18 protein-coding genes and 1 tRNA gene are annotated in these 17,502 nt (G+C 44.2%); 10 read left to right on the top strand and 9 right to left on the bottom strand.

From position 1 onward, the window contains the following. Window positions 1-182 precede the first annotated feature (182 nt). Window positions 183-3,275 (bottom strand): efflux RND transporter permease subunit, encoded by a 3,093-nt coding sequence (locus IEY18_RS00700; protein WP_188916840.1) that lies wholly within the window; start codon window positions 3,273-3,275, stop codon window positions 183-185. Continuing rightward, window positions 3,268-4,389 (bottom strand): efflux RND transporter periplasmic adaptor subunit, encoded by a 1,122-nt coding sequence (locus IEY18_RS00695; protein ID WP_188916838.1) that lies wholly within the window; start codon window positions 4,387-4,389, stop codon window positions 3,268-3,270. The genes IEY18_RS00700 and IEY18_RS00695 overlap by 8 nt, the downstream gene beginning before the upstream one ends. A gap of 202 nt (window positions 4,390-4,591) precedes the next feature. Here IEY18_RS00695 and IEY18_RS00690 point away from each other — a divergent pair, with 202 nt between their 5' ends. Beyond that, window positions 4,592-5,203, top strand: a complete 612-nt coding sequence (locus IEY18_RS00690) for a TetR/AcrR family transcriptional regulator (RefSeq protein ID WP_229779681.1) — start codon at window positions 4,592-4,594, stop codon at window positions 5,201-5,203. Between the two features lie 259 nt (window positions 5,204-5,462). On the opposite strand, the gene IEY18_RS00685 is transcribed toward IEY18_RS00690, so the two are convergent. From IEY18_RS00685 to IEY18_RS00670, 4 genes are all read right to left on the bottom strand, one after another. Then, window positions 5,463-6,026 carry a chalcone isomerase family protein gene (locus IEY18_RS00685; RefSeq protein ID WP_188916834.1) on the bottom strand — a complete coding sequence of 188 codons (564 nt, stop codon included), beginning with the start codon at window positions 6,024-6,026 and terminating at the stop codon, window positions 5,463-5,465. 99 nt (window positions 6,027-6,125) lie between these two features. Continuing rightward, the gene (locus IEY18_RS00680; RefSeq protein ID WP_188916832.1) at window positions 6,126-6,605 is read right to left on the bottom strand and encodes a DUF2947 domain-containing protein; all 480 of its coding nucleotides are present in this window, start codon (window positions 6,603-6,605) and stop codon (window positions 6,126-6,128) included. Window positions 6,606-6,776: 171 nt separating this feature from the next. Then, a tRNA-Arg gene (locus tag IEY18_RS00675) sits at window positions 6,777-6,853 on the bottom strand. Between the two features lie 147 nt (window positions 6,854-7,000). After that, entirely contained in the window at window positions 7,001-8,161 is a 1,161-nt protein-coding gene (locus tag IEY18_RS00670; RefSeq protein WP_188916830.1) for a flagellar assembly protein FlgT, read from the bottom strand. A gap of 295 nt (window positions 8,162-8,456) precedes the next feature. Between IEY18_RS00670 and IEY18_RS00665 the strand changes: the two genes are divergently transcribed. Together IEY18_RS00665 and IEY18_RS00660 are read left to right on the top strand one after the other, a co-directional pair. Next, the gene (locus IEY18_RS00665; RefSeq protein ID WP_188916828.1) at window positions 8,457-9,086 is read left to right on the top strand and encodes a FlgO family outer membrane protein; all 630 of its coding nucleotides are present in this window, start codon (window positions 8,457-8,459) and stop codon (window positions 9,084-9,086) included. Then, window positions 9,083-9,529: an LPP20 family lipoprotein gene (locus IEY18_RS00660; RefSeq protein WP_188916826.1), complete on the top strand. Its 447-nt coding sequence runs from the start codon at window positions 9,083-9,085 to the stop codon at window positions 9,527-9,529. The genes IEY18_RS00665 and IEY18_RS00660 overlap by 4 nt, the downstream gene beginning before the upstream one ends. A 136-nt stretch (window positions 9,530-9,665) precedes the next feature. On the opposite strand, the gene IEY18_RS00655 is transcribed toward IEY18_RS00660, so the two are convergent. From IEY18_RS00655 to flgA, 3 genes are all read right to left on the bottom strand, one after another. Next, window positions 9,666-10,091: a flagella synthesis protein FlgN gene (locus IEY18_RS00655; protein ID WP_188916824.1), complete on the bottom strand. Its 426-nt coding sequence runs from the start codon at window positions 10,089-10,091 to the stop codon at window positions 9,666-9,668. A gap of 27 nt (window positions 10,092-10,118) precedes the next feature. Further along, window positions 10,119-10,439: a flagellar biosynthesis anti-sigma factor FlgM gene (flgM, locus tag IEY18_RS00650; protein WP_188916821.1), complete on the bottom strand. Its 321-nt coding sequence runs from the start codon at window positions 10,437-10,439 to the stop codon at window positions 10,119-10,121. 75 nt (window positions 10,440-10,514) lie between these two features. Continuing rightward, entirely contained in the window at window positions 10,515-11,222 is a 708-nt protein-coding gene (gene flgA, locus IEY18_RS00645; protein WP_188916819.1) for a flagellar basal body P-ring formation chaperone FlgA, read from the bottom strand. A gap of 209 nt (window positions 11,223-11,431) precedes the next feature. Between flgA and IEY18_RS00640 the strand changes: the two genes are divergently transcribed. The 7 genes from IEY18_RS00640 (at window position 11,432) to flgF (ending at window position 17,493) form a co-directional block, all read left to right on the top strand. Further along, window positions 11,432-12,352, top strand: a complete 921-nt coding sequence (locus IEY18_RS00640; RefSeq protein WP_188916817.1) for a chemotaxis protein CheV — start codon at window positions 11,432-11,434, stop codon at window positions 12,350-12,352. Between the two features lie 157 nt (window positions 12,353-12,509). Then, on the top strand, window positions 12,510-13,343 hold the full coding sequence (locus tag IEY18_RS00635; RefSeq protein ID WP_188916815.1) for a CheR family methyltransferase: 834 nt from the start codon (window positions 12,510-12,512) through the stop codon (window positions 13,341-13,343). 133 nt (window positions 13,344-13,476) lie between these two features. Beyond that, window positions 13,477-13,875 carry a flagellar basal body rod protein FlgB gene (flgB, locus tag IEY18_RS00630; protein WP_188916813.1) on the top strand — a complete coding sequence of 133 codons (399 nt, stop codon included), beginning with the start codon at window positions 13,477-13,479 and terminating at the stop codon, window positions 13,873-13,875. Window positions 13,876-13,877: 2 nt separating this feature from the next. After that, window positions 13,878-14,291 carry a flagellar basal body rod protein FlgC gene (gene flgC / locus IEY18_RS00625; RefSeq protein ID WP_188916811.1) on the top strand — a complete coding sequence of 138 codons (414 nt, stop codon included), beginning with the start codon at window positions 13,878-13,880 and terminating at the stop codon, window positions 14,289-14,291. A gap of 31 nt (window positions 14,292-14,322) precedes the next feature. After that, on the top strand, window positions 14,323-15,087 hold the full coding sequence (gene flgD / locus IEY18_RS00620; RefSeq protein WP_188916809.1) for a flagellar hook assembly protein FlgD: 765 nt from the start codon (window positions 14,323-14,325) through the stop codon (window positions 15,085-15,087). 67 nt (window positions 15,088-15,154) lie between these two features. After that, window positions 15,155-16,519: a flagellar hook protein FlgE gene (gene flgE, locus IEY18_RS00615; protein WP_188916807.1), complete on the top strand. Its 1,365-nt coding sequence runs from the start codon at window positions 15,155-15,157 to the stop codon at window positions 16,517-16,519. Window positions 16,520-16,749: 230 nt separating this feature from the next. Next, window positions 16,750-17,493, top strand: a complete 744-nt coding sequence (flgF, locus tag IEY18_RS00610) for a flagellar basal-body rod protein FlgF (RefSeq protein WP_188916805.1) — start codon at window positions 16,750-16,752, stop codon at window positions 17,491-17,493. The last annotated feature ends 9 nt before the right edge of the window (window positions 17,494-17,502 follow it).

Raw genomic sequence — 17,502 nt, 5'->3', positions numbered from 1 at the left:
TGCTGAGATTACACGAAGAAGCTCTCGTCTGTGATGCACTTATAGCATAAGACATGGTTGATAATTCCCAAGCCCAGCTCAGCAGTAAAGCAATTGCCTAACATCTTGGTCATCATGTTTGTTTTTAAAAGCTGCCGTTTATCGAGGCGGCATCCCATGAGTCTATTAAGCTTATCGGCGCTTTAATTCACCGTTTGTATTTCTTGATTGTTTCCTACTCGCTTTTTACGTGATTTTCGCTGGGGCGTCATCCATAGAGAATACATCACCGGCACCCAAACCAGAGAGAGAAGCGTGGTCAATAGAGTGCCCCCTGCAATTGCGATGGCAAAGGGAGGCCAAAATCCGCCGCCAGCGATAATTAATGGGAGGAAGCCACCAATGGTTGTAATGGTTGTTGAGCCGATGTGGCGTCCACAACTACTGACTGCATCAATGATCACCTGCTGATCACCTTGACGGGCTGTTTTTAAGTCTTCTAGCTCAGCCAAGATGACAATCGCTGCATTGATTGCCAATCCCATTAAACCCAGTAATCCAATGATCACCGTAAAGCCAAATGGATATCCAAATACATAAACGGCGAGCAGACCAAGGCCCGCGGATTGTCCTGCGCTCAGCAAGATGATGCCTGTGAGCCGAAAAGAGTTGAATGACAGTACGACCGTTGTAAATAGCAGTGTTGCAACGAGAACGATATTTGAAAGTAAGTTGCCTACAGCTTCGTTGCGCTTCGCGCTTTCTCCGCCAATTTCGATGCGATAACCACTAGGTAACTGGATGTCATTCACCTGTTGACGTATATCGTTGAGAACCTTAGCCGGCAACACATCAGCTGTGATATAGGCTTCAATAATATTGACCCGCTGACCATTGCGGCGGGTAATTGAACCTCGACTTACGTCAATACGTGTTTGTGCGAGTGCTGAAAGTGGAATGCCGGTTCCCTGAGTCGACAGCAGATTGAGTTCAGTTAGCCTCGTTTGTTGTTCTCTTGCGCGCTCGACTAAACGAACTCGCACAGGTAGCGACTCTGTTTGTTCGATGATGCTTCCGCCATTTATTCCCGCTGTTGCGGCTTGGATTTGATTCGCAATATCGGCCAAGCTCAACCCGCTCATTAAACTTGCATCTTCATTGACTTGCAGCCACAACTTTGGTGCCCCTGCACCCAATGTGGTTCGAGTGTGAAGTACATCTTCGGTTTGGTTTAAAATTAAGCGGACCTGTTCGCCAATGATCCTGAGTTGCTCTAGGTTTGAGCCATAGACCCTGAGCTCTACTGGCGCGTTAAAAGGTGGGCCTTGTTCAAGCTTGCGAACTAAAACCTGCGCAGCAGTGTATTTTTTATCAAAAGACTTTTGTATCTCAGGAATTAGCTGGTTTGCAGTCTGGAAGCTTTCTGCGGTCACCATGGCTTGCGCGTAGTGAGTAGCACCCTGCTGGCGTTGGGTAATGTTGTAATAGAAAGAGGGCGTATTGCCACCAACGACCCAACTGACATCGTTTACCCCCTGTGTAAGATGTAAATCGGCATCCATTGCTTTGATTTGAGCTAACGTATTATCAAGGCTGACATGGGGCGCGAGATAGACTTCAATTTGGAACATATCTCGGTCTGATGGCGGAAAGAATTGCTCTGTCATTTTGCCCGCAGCGACGAAGCCAAGGAGTGGCAATACCCCAATAATGAGTGCAGACAGAAAGGGGCGCTGCAAAGCAATTTTAAGCGTTGCTCGGAAACTTCGGCTAAGAAATGGCGCAGAAATGCCGGTTTGCGTCCAAGTCTTGCGGATTTTCTTGGGACTAAAGCGTCCTGCTAGACCTGCAATTAAAGTATGGGAGATGACATAGGAGCCAAGCAAGGCAAATATAACTGATATGGCGATGCCGCCGACAAATTCTCCCGCTGCACCAGGCATAAGTACGATGGGAGCGAATGCAAGCATGGTCGTCATTGTTGACCCGGCGAGCGGGAGCCATAAATGCCGCAGTGTTTGCTCAACGGCTTTGAGCTTGCCTAAGCCTTGCTGCCGCCGTTGCGAGATTGCGTCGACGATGACAATTGCATTGTCGACCATTATTCCCAGTGCAACCACAAGCCCAGTGACAGACATTTGGTGTATGGGTAAACCGACATACTTCATACAGGCTAAAGTGAATAAAGCGGTTAAAGGAAGAGACAAAGCGACGATTAAGGCATTTCTTAGTCCCAAGGTGAGCATCAAAACCACAAGAATAATGACAAAACCTTGAACCAAGTTTATCAGTAGGTTTTCAAGGCGCTCACTGGTATAGCTTTCTTGCTCGAATAACCATTCTATTTTTATATTCGACGGCAATGCGGATTCTAGATCGGTTACTGCGACTTGTACTTGTTGCTGCCATTGGTCAACCCGCACGCTTTTAATCATTCTGGCGGCGACCATAACGCCATGACGTTGCTTGATTAGCGCAATACTAGATGCGGGTGTTTTAGCTTGACGCTTAACGGTTGCGATATCACCTAAACGGATAATTTGGCCCAAGTGATCAACTTTGATCGGCACTTGTTTGATGCGCGTGATTGAATCAAGTTCACCTGAGATCTCAACCAGTGCTCTAAAGCTCTGATTGTTTAATTCACCCGCTGATATTTTGCTGTCGGCTTGCTCCAGTTTGGTGGCAATAACCGCGGGCGTGAGCTGCAATTGATTAATTTTGTAGTTTTCCAGTTCCACCAAAATTTCTTCTTGTGGCTCGCCATAGAGCTTCACAAAATCGGTACCTTGCAGTGCCCGAAGTCGACTTTGAAGCTCTTTTGCATAGCGCTTGAGCATGTCGGTTCGTGGGGCACCGTCTCCTTGCCAGGAGACGCCCAAGATGACGGTGCTTGCATAGCCAATTTGGTCATCTAACCGAGAGTTTCTGGCTTGTTCGGGAAGTTGTGCATTGGCATCAGCAATTAGATCTCGAGCTTTTGACCATACGGGAGCGGTTTCTAAGACGTCATCTTTTAATTCCAGTTGGATTACGGAGATCCCGGGGCGAGATGTTGAATTGACTAGTTTTAATTCTTCTAAGCGGCGTAATTGATTTTCTAAAACTTCAGTGACTAAAGACTCGACTCTAGAAGCAGAAGCGCCGGGAAATTGAGTAATCACAGAAGCAAAGCGATTGGTGATATGCGGATCTTCGGAGCGAGGCAAGCTAGAGACTGCGCCAAATCCTGCGACTAATAATAGCGCGATGATTAGGCTGGTAAGGCGGCCGTTGTGAACGAGGTGCTTAATCATTGTGGCCATGCTCCTGTGGATTAACCAGCTGACCAGACACTAATTTGTGGAGCCCTTGACTGACGAATTGTTCCTTGTCTGAAATTGCACCTTGAATATACGCTTTGTCTCGATCGGTATAGATGATTTCGACGTCTCGACGTTGCACGATAAATGCGTGTTCTTGCGGCTTGATCACATAGATATTCCAAAGGCCGCGCATGCCTTCTGTTAACGCGGCAATCGGTACCCAGTAACCTGTTTGTTGAATTTGCTGCTGGTAATCCAAGTAGGCAAGCTCACCATTGATGACCGCCGCATTTTTGGGCAGCGCAATACGTACTTCTTGTGTGCGGGTGACAGGATTCAGCTGACCACTAATACCGCGAATGCGTGCTGTATATGTTTGTTTACCAACTTTAACACTCACTTGCTGGTCCGTACTAAAGCTACGTGCAACTTCAACTGGAACACCAATAAATGCTTGCGGTGTATTGCTTTGGATTAAAGTAAAAACTGGACTGCCGAGTTGGACCACACCACCAAGATTCTGGTGCCGTTCGGCAACACTTCCTTCAAACGGAGCCAGTAACGTTGATTTTTCTAAGTTGAGGTTGATGGCAGATAGGCTCGCTTGCAGCTGCTTTTTCCTCGCGAGTAAACTGTTGAGTTGCCCTTTAACTTCATCCAGTGTTTGTTCAGAGATATAACCTTGATTCGTCAGCTCTAAGCTTCGATTGAGCGTGCTTCGCGCTAAGTCTATATCCGCTTGGTTTTGCAACAAAGATGCATCCACTTCTTGTTGCTGGGCGAGCAATATACTGACGTCGAGCTGTGCTAGGGGCTGTTTGGCGCTGACTTTATCTCCACTGTCGACGTAGAGCTGTTTGATTTTTCCGGAAAGCTCAAATCCAACTCCTGTGGTATTCGCCGCGCGAATATTTCCGGAAAAGAATTGTTTGTGAGCATAGAAATCGGTTTGGTTGAGCGTTTTGACTGCGACGGTTTGCAAACTCGGCTCTGCTTGAATGTCAGCATTTTGGTTACCGCACCCAGTGAGTGGCATGATGAAAACCATCAATGTTGCTATTGATGCTAAATAGAATTTTAGGGATTGCGTTGGTTTGGTTTTCATAATCAATGTTCCACGTAAAAATCGCAATACGTTTAAGTATCATGGTTGCAACTAGACTACCCAGTCTAGTTGTATCAAACTGGACTGTCTAGTCTACTTTGTGATTAAATGTGTTTTAGCTTTTCGACGCGCTGATGATAGTGTCGTGTAACTTTGAGACGTAGTTATTAAGTTGTTTGCCAACATGAGTGAGAATGAAGTCATGCCTAAAAGCACCCTGAGTCGCAGTGAACAAAAAAGAGCGCAAGTCCTAGAGGCTGCAATTGAACTGTTTTGCGACAAAGGCTATCCGCATACCAGCATGGAAGAAGTTGCCAAGCTGGCCAATGTTTCAAAGCAAACGGTCTATTCTCACTTTGGAAGTAAAGATGAGCTATTTGTCGCTTCTATTGAATCGCGCTGTGTCTTTCATGGAGAAAGTGAGTCGGTGTTAATCGACCCGCTGAATCCAGAAGAAGAACTAATCGCTTATGCGCAAATGTTTAGCTCGATAGTACTGTCACAAGAGGCGCTCACTGTATTTAGGGCTTGCATCGCGAATTTGGATAGTCACCCGCAATTATCGGATATGTATTTTCAGGCCGGACCAATGCATACAATTGAAATATTGTCGGACTACTTGCAAAAAATGGAGAAAACAGGCTGTTATCAATTTGATAACACAAGAGATTGTGCAGTGCGACTGTGCATGATGTTACTGGGCGAAATGCGTCTCAAGCTTGAACTTGGTTTGGCAACCCAAGCGCTTGAACCTAGTCGGCATGGATATATGCTTGGTTGTATTCAAATGTTTTTAAAGGCTTATCGAGTTTAGGCTTAATAAGGGCCGAGCTGCATATCGCACCACTTGAGCGCCATGCTGTTATCTATGGAATAAGTGAATGCGATTCGCGTTCTAGGGATATGTTCTATCAATTACTTTGAACTGACGAGCTACCTTTAAACGTGGAAGCCTTCCTGCTTTGATTGACAGTGAAGGCTTCAAGATTGAGTGGATTTACGTCAATCCGTTTAAATGAGCCCACTTGTTTAAAGCCTGCTACAGACTTCAATTCGTGGTGCGTTCATTTCAGTTATAAACTGAGCATGGCCTCTTTAAGACTGTTTTGTGCCGGTTCATTGCCAAGCCATATTCCGAGTAAAGCTTCACGAAAAGCTATATCTTCAAATTGACCTTGTGCTTTGCCATTTTTATAGGTGGTAACACGACCAGAGGAAAAGGTGACAAACGTAAACTGATCGCCCTCAGAAACCCCACTTTCAAATAACGCCATAAACTGAGCTATCTTATCGTCAATATGACTTGTATTGTCATGGGTGGCTGCATTGAAGCCATCTTCAATTGCCGCTTGCATTTTTTCGGCGGTGATCATGCCTGAGACAATATTGAGGCGAATTATTGCAGGGCTTTGTTGCAGAACTTGCGTGAGATCATGAGCTGGTGCCGGAAGGTATAAACTACCAACGTACAGATCCATAAAAAACTTACTGCGAATGCCTGCACCATTGAGTATCAAAGGCTGTTCGGACCAAATAATCTGTTCTTTAATCTCGACATCTGCAAGCTCCCTTGCGGCAGTGTCGTTGGTATTTAGCAAAAGGAGTAGCGCCAAGGATGTGGCGAGTAAATACTTCATGATTTTACTTTTCCATAATTAATAGCGTAGTGGCAATGTGCCCGTGTGAACATGAATGTCGCGTTCGAACTCAATATATCAGTGTCCACGGTTTAAGTATTAGTTACGTGTTCCAACTTGGTATTGGCCTTTTTGGTCGAACCAAGCGGCTTGTTTTTGCTTTGGAGCGATTAAAAGTGGGCCATCGTCAAAGAATAAGAAGCACTTCCAGTTTCTTTCAAATACTTGCCAAGTGGTTTCAATGACTTGGTACTTGTCGTAACAAAAATAAACTTTGGCTTGGGGTTGCCATTGAATGAACTCAGCAATTACTGTAGGCAGTGCAGGGTCTTCGCTATCCCACGCGCTTTGCCAGTGATCTGTTTGCTGCCAGGTATTTCCTTTTGCTGCCCAATCTCCTTTTGAAAATTGATCAGGACGACTGCATTTATTGCTTATCCATTGATTCCAGATTTGCATTGAAGCTTTTTCTGTTAATGGGAAAATTTGCGATTTGTCTTCATCAGAAACTGGCAAATCTTTGTGATTAAAGATCCACTTGCGTTTGTATTGCGCTAAAGGAATATGAGCAGAGGTCAAGTAACCACTCCAAGTCGAATAAACAAGGCGTATATTATAAAGATGTGTATCGATTTAGGGAATGACAATTGTCATTCACGAGTGTTAAACCAAGGTTTTAGAGCGGATTCTGAGCAAGGCTGAAGCAACGAGGGGATGAAGTCATAGCTGGCGACCTTGATTGGAAAAGAATGGCGTCCCCTAGAGGATTCGAACCTCTGACCTGCCCCTTAGGAGGGGGCTGCTCTATCCAGCTGAGCTAAGGAGACATATTCAACGTCAGCCATTATATAAATAATTTGTAAAAATACTATGATTGGAATGGATTATGTTTCTTATCCGAATGATTATTAGACAAAATTATCCCCTTTATCCAAATGTTTACTTTTGGGCAAAGGGGAAAATCTGGATTGAAACTAGATTTTAAGTGCGATATCACTGATTTGAATGTTGTAGCTGGCATTCTGATTTTTGAGTACTGCGGTGGCCGTCATTTCACTGATTTGGTCTATGATGACTTCTGCATTGCTCTCGCTTGCGAGGGGGCGCAGTTTGCTGAGCCTATCGGGTAAGTTTTTTTGCAAAATGATTTGGAACTTATCACCGACTTGTACACCATTTTGTCGGCCGAGGTTAATAATAATTCTATCGGCTTGCCTGGCAACCACCTGTGCCATGACTGGACGGCAGCTCAATAGGTTGTCCAAATCCTTAATGGCACTATTTAAAATATTATCTACTCGAGTCCCGTATTTCGATTGCCAAAAATTACGGGTGTTGGTGGCCACCTTTTGCTGACGTTCGTATTCCCAAGGTGCTTGGGAGTGATAATTCTTACGCCAAATCCGCTCACCACTGATGCCATGGTAGAGGGACAAAGTGAGACCAAATTGTCTAATCGGCGGCTCTGCCCAAAAGTTTAGAAAGCTGCTTTCAGACTTTTCTGTAGAAATGTCAGTGATTTCTGAGGTTAATACGTACTGACTATCAGTGGTTTCACTATACCAACTTGGAAGGCGGTACCCCATGGTGTCATGTAGATTGCTATTCATTTCCAGGCGATCTTGACTGTGATCATGGGCTAACGCTGAGCGAGAAGTTTGATTAATACTCTGGCTCAAATGTTCTGAAATATTTTGTCCAAAATTTTCAAGTTGCCCATATCGGAGTTGGCTTCGCTCCTTCACTTCGGTTTGCGGGATTAGGACGGCAACTTTTGTATTGGCTCCCATGCATTGAAGCGCAGGATCACTAAAGATATCGACTCTGAGTTGAACCGTTAACTGGTTTCCTTCGATGCGTTCAGAAATGAGCTCGACCTCACCGGTTGATGCGGCTTGATGGACATCGTATTGATCAGCTGTTAACTGGCCGTTTGTGACTTGCTGGTGGCTGGTATAGCTCATTCCTGTCTTCAACATGGCATAGTGTGTTGCCTGATCAACAGCTTGTTGCCGGGCAAGATTAATGTCGCCATTGATGATTTGGGCTTGGCCGCTGGATTCAATCCACTCGCCGTATACGGGCGATAACCAGAATAATAGCCCCACCGATAAGATTGTAAGATGTTTATTCATCAGTATTTACTCTTAGGTTAACCCCTCTCACTGCGAATATGAATTCGATTCGAGCAGGGGCAACAAAGTGCACCATTCAGCGAATTCATATCGAATTGAAGTCGATGATTTGTCACTTTTGCTATTGATGAGCAAATAGCTAGCAAGTTATATGCCTTTAATTGTTCGCGCCGAAAATAATAATCGTAAAGTTTCAGCTATGCTTGCCGATACAGAAAAGTAGGTAGGTAATGATGTGGTCAGCGTAGAGTTTAGGCTGAGACATGATTACTAAGTAAAATATAGGAATCCTTCGATGAAACTAGCTGCATTGATCCCATTGCTAATGCTTTCAGCTTGTATGAGTACAGTAGAGCCGGAGCCTCAAAGTGTTCGATTGAATAGCGGCTATGGTTTATCACCGACCGATAGTGTCAATCACTTGTCGCAGCGAATTGTAAACTCATTGGTGCGAAATAACGATGTCCTGCGCTCTGACCAACCTTTACTCGTGACAACGCCCGTTGTATTGGACAGCTTATTTGAAAGTAATAAGTTTGGCTTACAGTTACAGCAGGGGATGATGACGGCCTTGCATGAACATAAATTCAACCTTGTTGATGTCAATGTCGCGGATAATATGAGAGTTGCGCCAAATGGCGAATTCATGTTGTCACGTGATTGGCAACAACTTCCCGCAGATGTCGCTGTAGAACATGTTTTGGTGTCGACGATGAGTATGAACAAAACGGGTGTTGTGCTCAATGCTCGCATCGTCAATATCGTAAATAACCGAGTCGTTTCTGCAACGCAAGCTTCTGTTTTACAGAAAGAACTTCCTGAATATATTGTGTTGTCACCAAAAGTTATTGCGAAAGGTGGTTTGCTGTATCGCAATGAAAACCATGGCGATTCACACGTACGTATCATAGGAGACAAGCAATGAAACTTTGGTTAATTGCGCTATTACTCATGTTGACTGGGTGTGCGACTCAAGATAGATATGTGCAGTGGGAGACGGAGGCACCAGAAACTTTCCCCAAGATTAGTGCAGTGGGGTATGCAACTTTGGCCATGCAACCAGGGAAGACACAGTCTCAGAAAGTGCTTGCAGCGATGCAAGCTTCAAAAATTGCTGCTTACCGAGAATTGACTGAGCAGGTCTATGGACAAAGGTTATCTTCGAAGAGTAGCGTGAGTGACTGGGTTTTGAAAAATGATACGATTAATGCATCTGTTTCGGGAGTCATTCGAGGTGCGAGAGTCGTGCGGTCGTACCCTGCAGGCGAACATTATGTGACTGAATTAGAGTTAGATTTTTCACAAGTATGGGCTTTATATCAGCAACAACATAAATCGAGGAAAGTGAAGCAAATTACTTACTTCTAATTCAAACAGTAGACATCGATATCATACAAGCCGCGTGAACGCGGCTTTTTTTGATCCAACCCCCAGTGCTTTATGTGTCCACGTCGCGTGTTCTGCTTTTTTGGGGGGGACATCGTTATTTTCAAATGAGATATGGCTAGGCTTTGATGTTATTGCCTAGAGTTGCAGAGCTTGTTGTTTTGCCTTTTTCGTCATAGGTCATTGTCGATGAGCTGCGACTCGCCTGTAAGGCTTGTGAAAATCGGTTGATACTTGCCATGTTGAGATCGATAAGATCGGCATTTTGAGCATTGAGCGTTTGGCAATCTGCCAGCTGCTGCTCTGCAATACGGATTTTTTCTTGAATGACGGGGTTAGATTTTGCTTGTGCTATATCAGGCTGGTTTGCGATGGCTTGGTCGTTGATTTGCAACTGTTGGAGGAGGGCAGCTTTTTGGCTAGCTAAAGACAAAAGGGTATCCGCATCTTGAGCGACCAATGCCTGCTTTTCTTGCTCAATAATCTCTTTGAGATTGAGCAAGAGGTTGGTTTGATTATCGACCAAATTTTCTATGTTTGTCATATCTAGCCGGTAACCTCACATGCTAGTTTATTCAGTGTGTAGTTGGCTTAGCTCTGATTCAAAAGTGCTAATATTTGCTGCTAGTTTTTCAGCATCAACTTTATACTTACCTTCAGCAATAGCCGCCTTAATTTCGGCTACTTTATTTAAGTCTACGTCAGGCATCGCACTCATTTGAGATTGTACCCCTTGTAGCTGCTGAGCTTGCTCGGTAATCATCACTGAATCTGCACTTTTAGGTGCAGAATTACTGGTGGATGGCGAACTATTCGCCACATTGTTTTGTGTCTTTTGCGAACGAACTTGTGTGTTTGCGGAAGACTGTAATTTATTAATATCAATAGCCATTTTAGGCTCCAGCGTCGAATGTTCAAGTTTCCTTAACTTGAATATCGGCTTAGTGGCAAAAATCTTTAGCTCATTTTACATTTTAATTTCAACTTCTCCAATGCCTGTGACTCTGGCATCGATAGTTTTGCTAGAACGACTGTTACGAATGCGAATTGAATCACCTAAATTGCCGTCTCTTAATGCTTCGCCTCGTGTCTTAATGACAAAATTACTGGTGCGTGCGTATATAGAGACTGTATCTCCTTTGCATACGTAGCACAGGTTGTTTTCAAAAATGGGCTGACCTTTGGGTACTCTTCTTTTGACGCGAATCCCTTCGAGTTGTGTGACTTCATTAAATTGCTTGCCGCGAATGGCGCTTTGTTCAATGAAGCGTTTCTCTAATTGATGTTGCTCAATCAGTTCTCCTGCTGCGAGTACCTCTTTGGCGACAACAATGGGGTAGAGAATACTGACTCTGACGGATACATAGATCTGCCAAGGGTAGGCTAGTTCATCGGTGATACAGCTTATTTTGACCGTGTTATTACGACTAATTTTACGTTTCGAAGCCAGCTCCGCTTTTAACTCAGACTGACAATTAGGAATCGCGAGCCTGTTATCATATATCTGTGGTGTAATTTCGACCTTTGCTGTTGATGGCACAGTAATTTTTTTGGCAACGACCTCTTTAGCTAAAGAAGTTATGGCCGATAAAGAAGGCGCAGCCGTTGTTGTTGGTGAATAACCAATCAGCAGCGTCGATAAAATACTAAAAAACAGAAGTAATTTTACTTTCATAATGAAGAGACTAGCGTGTTGTGCCAGAATACACCTATACTTTTATTCAGGTCGTTGCCTTTGGACGTATATATGACAAATTCTTAGTCAATATAATGACTCCAAAAGCTTCTAAAACAATTATTACGACTAGTTAAAGCAAATAGTATGCCTATACTGAGTTAGAGCGGTGTCGGTAAACAAAAAACAAGACAACACAAGGCAGAGTTATGTCGAGCATTCTTGAGTCAGTCAATAAACGTACGCAATTAGTAGGGCAGAACCGATTGGAGTTGCTCTTATTTAAGCTGAATGGACGCCAGCGCTATGGGATCAACGTATTTAAAGTGAAAGAGGTGCTGCAGTGCCCTCCATTAACAGGACTTCCTAAGCTCAACCCTTATGTTCGAGGCGTCGCTCATATTCGGGGTACGACGATTTCTGTAATTGACTTGAGTGCTGCGACTGGTGGTAGACCGATTGAAGATATCTCGAATTGCTTCATCATTATTTCCGAGTATAACCGTAGTGTTCAAGGTTTTTTGGTGAGTTCAGTAGAGCGCATTATTAACATGAACTGGGAAGCTATTTTGCCACCACCACAAGGAGCTGGTCGTTCTTCATATCTGACGGCGGTGACCGAAATTGAAGGTGAACTGGTTGAAATTCTGGATGTTGAGAAAATTCTTGATGAAATTTCACCGGTACAAACTAAAATTAGTGATGATGTTGATGAAGGGTTGACCATTGATCGGGAAGAAAATTTCCACATTATGGTGATTGATGATTCCTCGGTGGCAAGAAAGCAAATTATTCGTTCGTTAGAGCCATTGAATTTGCAAATTGATACCGCAAAAGATGGCAAAGAAGCCCTCGATAAGCTCGTTGCGCTGACGTCTGAAATTGATGATTTATCAAAAGAGATCCCACTTATTATTTCAGATATTGAAATGCCTGAAATGGACGGTTATACCTTGACCGCTGAAATTCGTGACAATCCGAAGCTGAAGAATATTAAAGTTGTTTTGCATACATCACTCAGTGGTGTGTTTAACCAAGCGATGGTTGAAAAGGTTGGTGCGAATGACTTTATTGCTAAATTTAATCCAGACGAACTTGCTGCTGCAGTGAATAAGCATCTAAGTTTATAGCAAGCGATAAGCCATTTAGTTACCAGCTAAGTGGCTTTTCATACCATACAAGGCTTGTATAAACGGAAGCGCTAATGTATAACGCAGCGGTTTATCATTCGGAATAAAAGAAGTTGGCATAGGGAATTGGCAATTTCGTTATATTTAGGAAGTTATAGTGCCAAATAAATCACTCGCAGAAACAGAATACACACAATTCCGCCTGTTTTTAGAACAGCATAGTGGAATTGTTTTGGGTGAAAACAAACAGTATTTGGTTCGTTCAAGGCTCGCTCCCTTGATGGGTAAGTACAATCTACCGTCGTTATCGGAAGTGGTTAAGCAGTCGATGAAGCCATCGGAAAGGCAATTGCGAGCAGCAGTGATCGATGCCATGACCACAAATGAAACTTTATGGTTCCGAGACCGTTATCCATTTGAGCTGTTGGCTAATAGTTTACTACCCGAGTACGGCAAGTTAGGCCGTCCTGTTAAAATTTGGTCTGCGGCATGTTCATCAGGACAAGAGCCCTACTCATTAGCGATGACGGCGCTGGAGTACCAACAGAAAAAACCTGGAGCATTACCGAAAGGGGTAAGCATTCAAGCTACAGACTTGTCACCGTCGATGCTCGAACGCTGTAAAGTTGCAGAATATGACAGTCTTGCGTTGGCAAGAGGCTTGTCGGAAGAGCGGAAGCGTCAATTCTTTGAACCAACGACCGTTGGCTCTATGAAGCTCAAAGATAATGTGAAGCGTTTAGTTAACTTTCGCTCGCATAATTTACTTGAGAGTTATGGTTTGTTAGGCAAATTTGACATTATCTTTTGTCGTAATGTTCTCATTTACTTTGCTCCAGAGGCAAAAGCTAAAATTCTGCGGCAATTCGCTGCCGCGCTGAATCCTAATGGGATCTTATTTCTTGGTGCTTCAGAGTCTATTGCTGGTTTAACCGATGAATTTGACATGGTTAGATGTAACCCTGGTATCTACTACCGTAAGAAAACATAAGCGCTTATATTTATTTAGAAAACACCAGCAGTTTGCTGGTGTTTTTGTCTATAGACACTCCTTTCAAACAAACTAATCTTCTTTTGGCATATTAATTGCTTTTATTCCCTCGTAAGCACGAGGAGGCAATTTTATGGCGATTAATTTTGATAACGCACTTGGTATTCACCAATACACGATCGGTATACGTGCTAAGCGCGCTGAAGTCATTTCTAGCAATATCGCAAATGCCGATACTCCTCATTATAAAGCGCGAGATGTCGATTTTGCTGCAGCGATGCAAGCGGCAAAAACAAGCCAGTCCGGCATGAGTTTGAATAAGAGTAATGAAAAGCACTTCGATTTATCGATGCAGAGCCAACAACATGTTGGATATCGAGTGCCAAATCAGCCGGATACCGGTGATGGTAATACGGTTGATGTTCAACAAGAGCAAACCGCATTTATGGAAAACGCTTTGGAATATCAAATGTCTCTTGGCTTTTTAGACAGCAAATTTGCCGGGTTGCGTAAAGCGATTAAAGGAGAGTAGCGATGAGTCTATTTAATATTTTTGATGTTGCAGGCTCAGGGATGTCAGCGCAGTCCGTGCGACTAAACACTACCGCAAGTAATATCGCGAACGCAGATTCTGTCTCAAGCAGCGTGAATGAAACGTACAAAGCCCGTCACCCTATTTTTGAAGCAGAGATGGCGAAAGCAACCCATGATCAGCAAGCAGTTGGTGTTCAAGTTCGAGGTGTTGTTGAAAGTGATGCACCTTTAACCCGAGAGTTTTCTCCTGACCATCCCTTGGCTGACAAAGATGGGTTTATTTACAAATCTAATGTCAATGTGATGGAAGAGATGGCCGATATGATCTCCGCTACGCGATCGTATCAAATGAATGTACAAGTTGCTGATGCTGCAAAATCGATGCTTCAGCAAACCCTTAGAATGGGTAAATAATTTTGATGACAAATATCGTGGGAGGTAAGTTGTGAGCCTCATAAACTCAGTAAATCAAGCGTCACCGACTAGCGTTAGTTCGAGTCAGACTAGTTCTCCGTCGGCATCGAGCACATCAACTACGGGTAATCCGTTTTTAGATAGTGTTCGTCTGCCAGAAAGTGAGCCAGTTGCTGAATCAAACAACCAAAGCCTGACGCAAGATGACTTCTTTTCTTTGTTGAGTCAGCAACTCTCAATGCAAGATCCGTTTAAACCGGTTGATAACGACCAGATGATCTCGCAGATGTCCTCATTTTCAACAGTAGATGGCATCAACAACTTGAACAGTGAAATTCAAAATTTGAATAGTGTGATGTCTTCTAGTCAAGCATTGCAAGCTTCAGGTCTGGTTGGACGAAAAGTTTTAATCCCTTCTGATACTGGGAATGTCTCAGCTGAAAATAGAGTGCTGAACGGTGTTATTAGCACCCCATCTTCTATGAATGATATTACGGTTCGAATTGAAGATGAATCCGGCCAGTTAGTGAAAAGCTATGTTGTTGATGGGAGTGCCGGAGGCAACATTGATGTGAAGTGGGATGGCTTAGATCAAGATGGCCAACCTGTTGCCGCTGGTAATTACTCAATGAAAGCTAGTGGAAAGATTGATGGCGCGGCGCAAGAGTTGCCTGTGTCTACTTATGCTCATGTTGAAAGCGTGTCTTTAGGCACGGCACAGACAGGAGCGATTTTGAATCTGCGTGGTGTTGGCGGAGTCAAGCTCGGGGATGTACTCGCGGTTTCTGAAACCTAATACGAGTCAATCATTGTTGGGCACTCAGTCAGCCCGGTAACAAATTTAGATAAGATAGAGGTTCATTATGTCTTTTAATATTGCTTTGAGTGGAATATCTGCCGCGCAGAAAGATCTAAATACGACGGCAAACAATATTGCCAACGCCAATACGATTGGCTTTAAAGAGTCGAGAGCGGAATTTGCAGATGTATATGCAAATTCAATTTTCTCTAACAGCAAAACGGCTGTTGGTGGCGGTGTGGCGACTACGCAAGTTGCGCAACAGTTTTCACAAGGTAGCTTGCAATTTACCAGTAACTCGTTAGATATGGCGATTAATGGTGGTGGCTTTTTTGTGACATCATCTGAGCAAACTGGCCAAGATTACGCCTTTACTCGTGCCGGTGCTTTTAAGTTAGATTCGAATAACTACATGGTTGACTCCGCGGGTAATTATCTTCGAGCTTTCCCCGTTGATGAAGTGACGGGAACGTCAAACTCTGTGAGTTTAGATAATACGACTCCGATTCAAATCCCTGATACTGCGGGTAGCCCAGCGATGACATCTGCCGTCGGTATTCAAATGAATTTGGATGTCAAAGAAACGCCACTCAATCCGGCCAACTTTGACCCAACTGATTCGAGTACCTATAACAAGGCCACAGCAGTCACCACATACGACTCTCTGGGTGAACCACATATTTTGACGACCTATTTTGTGAAGCCTCAAGGGGCATCGTTTGCCGGTCAAAGTAGCTGGGTTGCGTATTATGCCGTAGACGGTCAACAAGTTGATATTGTTGGTGGTGGTCAAGCCTATGGTGTGGATACCACGGGTGATGGTGCTGCAGACTCAACCGCAAATGCTGCGACTACCGGAGGTTGGCAAGGCTCTATTCTTTCTTTTGACAGTGCAGGTGCTTACACCGGCACGTCACCAGCAACGCTAACCACTGAAGCGTTGGGTATTGGTGGGGCGGATGTACTTGGCCCTGGTGCTGATGGTTCGCAAACGTTGACGGTGACATTTAATAATCCGACGCAATATTCAGCGCCATTTGAAACCACAGAGCTGACACAAAACGGTACAACCGTCGGGCGTTTGACGAATGTCGAAGTTGGGACTGACGGTTTGATCAATGCAAAATATAGTAATGGTGCTACAGTCGCACTAGCGCGTGTTGCACTGGCTCGCTTTGGTAATGACCAAGGTTTGACTCAGGTGGGCAATACGTCATGGAAGGCAAGCTTAGATTCAGGCCCTGCACTTGCGGGTGAAGCGAATACCGGTACATTCGGTGCGATTCGTTCATCAGCACTTGAGCAGTCAAATGTTGATTTAACTACTGAGCTGGTTGATTTGATTTCAGCACAGCGAAACTTCCAGGCGAATTCTCGAACGCTTGAAATTAACAATACATTGAACCAAACCATCCTTCAGATCCGTTAGGTTTCGGGGCAAGGTGCTGCTAGGCGGCAACACCTTGCCTTCATTCTTATCTGGTGAATAAACAAACGCCTCCTTATCTTTTCGAAGAATGATTCCGGTGATCACGGCTAGAACGTCTTCTCGCTTAATTGCTGATTTACCTCCTATTTATGACCAAAAACTCTTTGTGTGCTCTTATGGCATAGTTATTGCTTTTACAATGTATTAGCAAAAGATTGACGGAGCCTAAGGTGGATAAATTTCTTTATGTGGCAATGAGTGGTGCGAAGCAAAACATGAATGCTTTAGCTGTTCGTGCCAACAACTTAGCCAATGCGAATACTGACGGCTTCAAAGCCGATATGGCTCAAGCCCGTTCAATGCAGGCATTCGGTGAAGGGTTACCAACACGAGTTTTCTCCATGACTGAGATCCCATCTGCCAATTTTCAGTCAGGTTCGTTGAAAAGTACCGGTCGAGATTTAGATGTCGCCGTTAATGGTGATGGTTGGATTGCGGTTCAAGCACCTGACGGTGGTGAAGCATATACCCGTAGTGGTGGTTTGAAGTTTGATGCGACTGGGCTGCTTCATAACGGCCGAGGCAACCCGGTGATGGGAGATAATGGACCAATTGTTCTCCCACTGCCTATAGAAAAAATTCAAATTGCTCAGGACGGTACGATTGCCGTGCGTCCACAGGGCGCGACTGCAGATATCGTTGAAGAGGTTGGGCGGATCAAGTTAGTGAATCCCGGTAATGATCAATTAATGCGTGGAGAGGATGGTTTGTTCCGACAAATAACAGGTAACCCTGCTCCGCAAGATCCCTTAGTGATGCTGGAAAGCGGCGCAATTGAGGGAAGTAACGTCAATGCTGTTAGTGAAATGACAAATCTAATTGACTTGCAGCGACAGTTTGAAATGCAAGTGAAAATGATGAAGAACGCAGAAGAAAACGACAAAGCCTCTGCCTCACTTATGCGTATTAGTTAGGAGATAGAT

It is taken from the genome of Shewanella gelidii (assembly GCF_014647855.1).
GTDB classification, from domain to species: Bacteria; Pseudomonadota; Gammaproteobacteria; order Enterobacterales; family Shewanellaceae; genus Shewanella; species Shewanella gelidii.
The sequence above is the reverse complement of the archived record's forward strand: the minus strand, read 5'-3'. Positions and strand labels throughout refer to the sequence as shown.

Coding starts and splice junctions, on each gene's coding strand:
- IEY18_RS00700 (WP_188916840.1), bottom strand. CDS start 3,275: ATGATTAAGCACCTCGTTCACAACGGCCGCCTTACCAGCCTAATCATC.
- IEY18_RS00695 (WP_188916838.1), bottom strand. CDS start 4,389: ATGAAAACCAAACCAACGCAATCCCTAAAATTCTATTTAGCATCAATA.
- IEY18_RS00690 (WP_229779681.1), top strand. CDS start 4,592: ATGCCTAAAAGCACCCTGAGTCGCAGTGAACAAAAAAGAGCGCAAGTC.
- IEY18_RS00685 (WP_188916834.1), bottom strand. CDS start 6,026: ATGAAGTATTTACTCGCCACATCCTTGGCGCTACTCCTTTTGCTAAAT.
- IEY18_RS00670 (WP_188916830.1), bottom strand. CDS start 8,161: ATGAATAAACATCTTACAATCTTATCGGTGGGGCTATTATTCTGGTTA.
- IEY18_RS00665 (WP_188916828.1), top strand. CDS start 8,457: ATGAAACTAGCTGCATTGATCCCATTGCTAATGCTTTCAGCTTGTATG.
- IEY18_RS00660 (WP_188916826.1), top strand. CDS start 9,083: ATGAAACTTTGGTTAATTGCGCTATTACTCATGTTGACTGGGTGTGCG.
- IEY18_RS00655 (WP_188916824.1), bottom strand. CDS start 10,091: ATGACAAACATAGAAAATTTGGTCGATAATCAAACCAACCTCTTGCTC.
- flgM (WP_188916821.1), bottom strand. CDS start 10,439: ATGGCTATTGATATTAATAAATTACAGTCTTCCGCAAACACACAAGTT.
- flgA (WP_188916819.1), bottom strand. CDS start 11,222: ATGAAAGTAAAATTACTTCTGTTTTTTAGTATTTTATCGACGCTGCTG.
- IEY18_RS00640 (WP_188916817.1), top strand. CDS start 11,432: ATGTCGAGCATTCTTGAGTCAGTCAATAAACGTACGCAATTAGTAGGG.
- flgB (WP_188916813.1), top strand. CDS start 13,477: ATGGCGATTAATTTTGATAACGCACTTGGTATTCACCAATACACGATC.
- flgC (WP_188916811.1), top strand. CDS start 13,878: ATGAGTCTATTTAATATTTTTGATGTTGCAGGCTCAGGGATGTCAGCG.
- flgE (WP_188916807.1), top strand. CDS start 15,155: ATGTCTTTTAATATTGCTTTGAGTGGAATATCTGCCGCGCAGAAAGAT.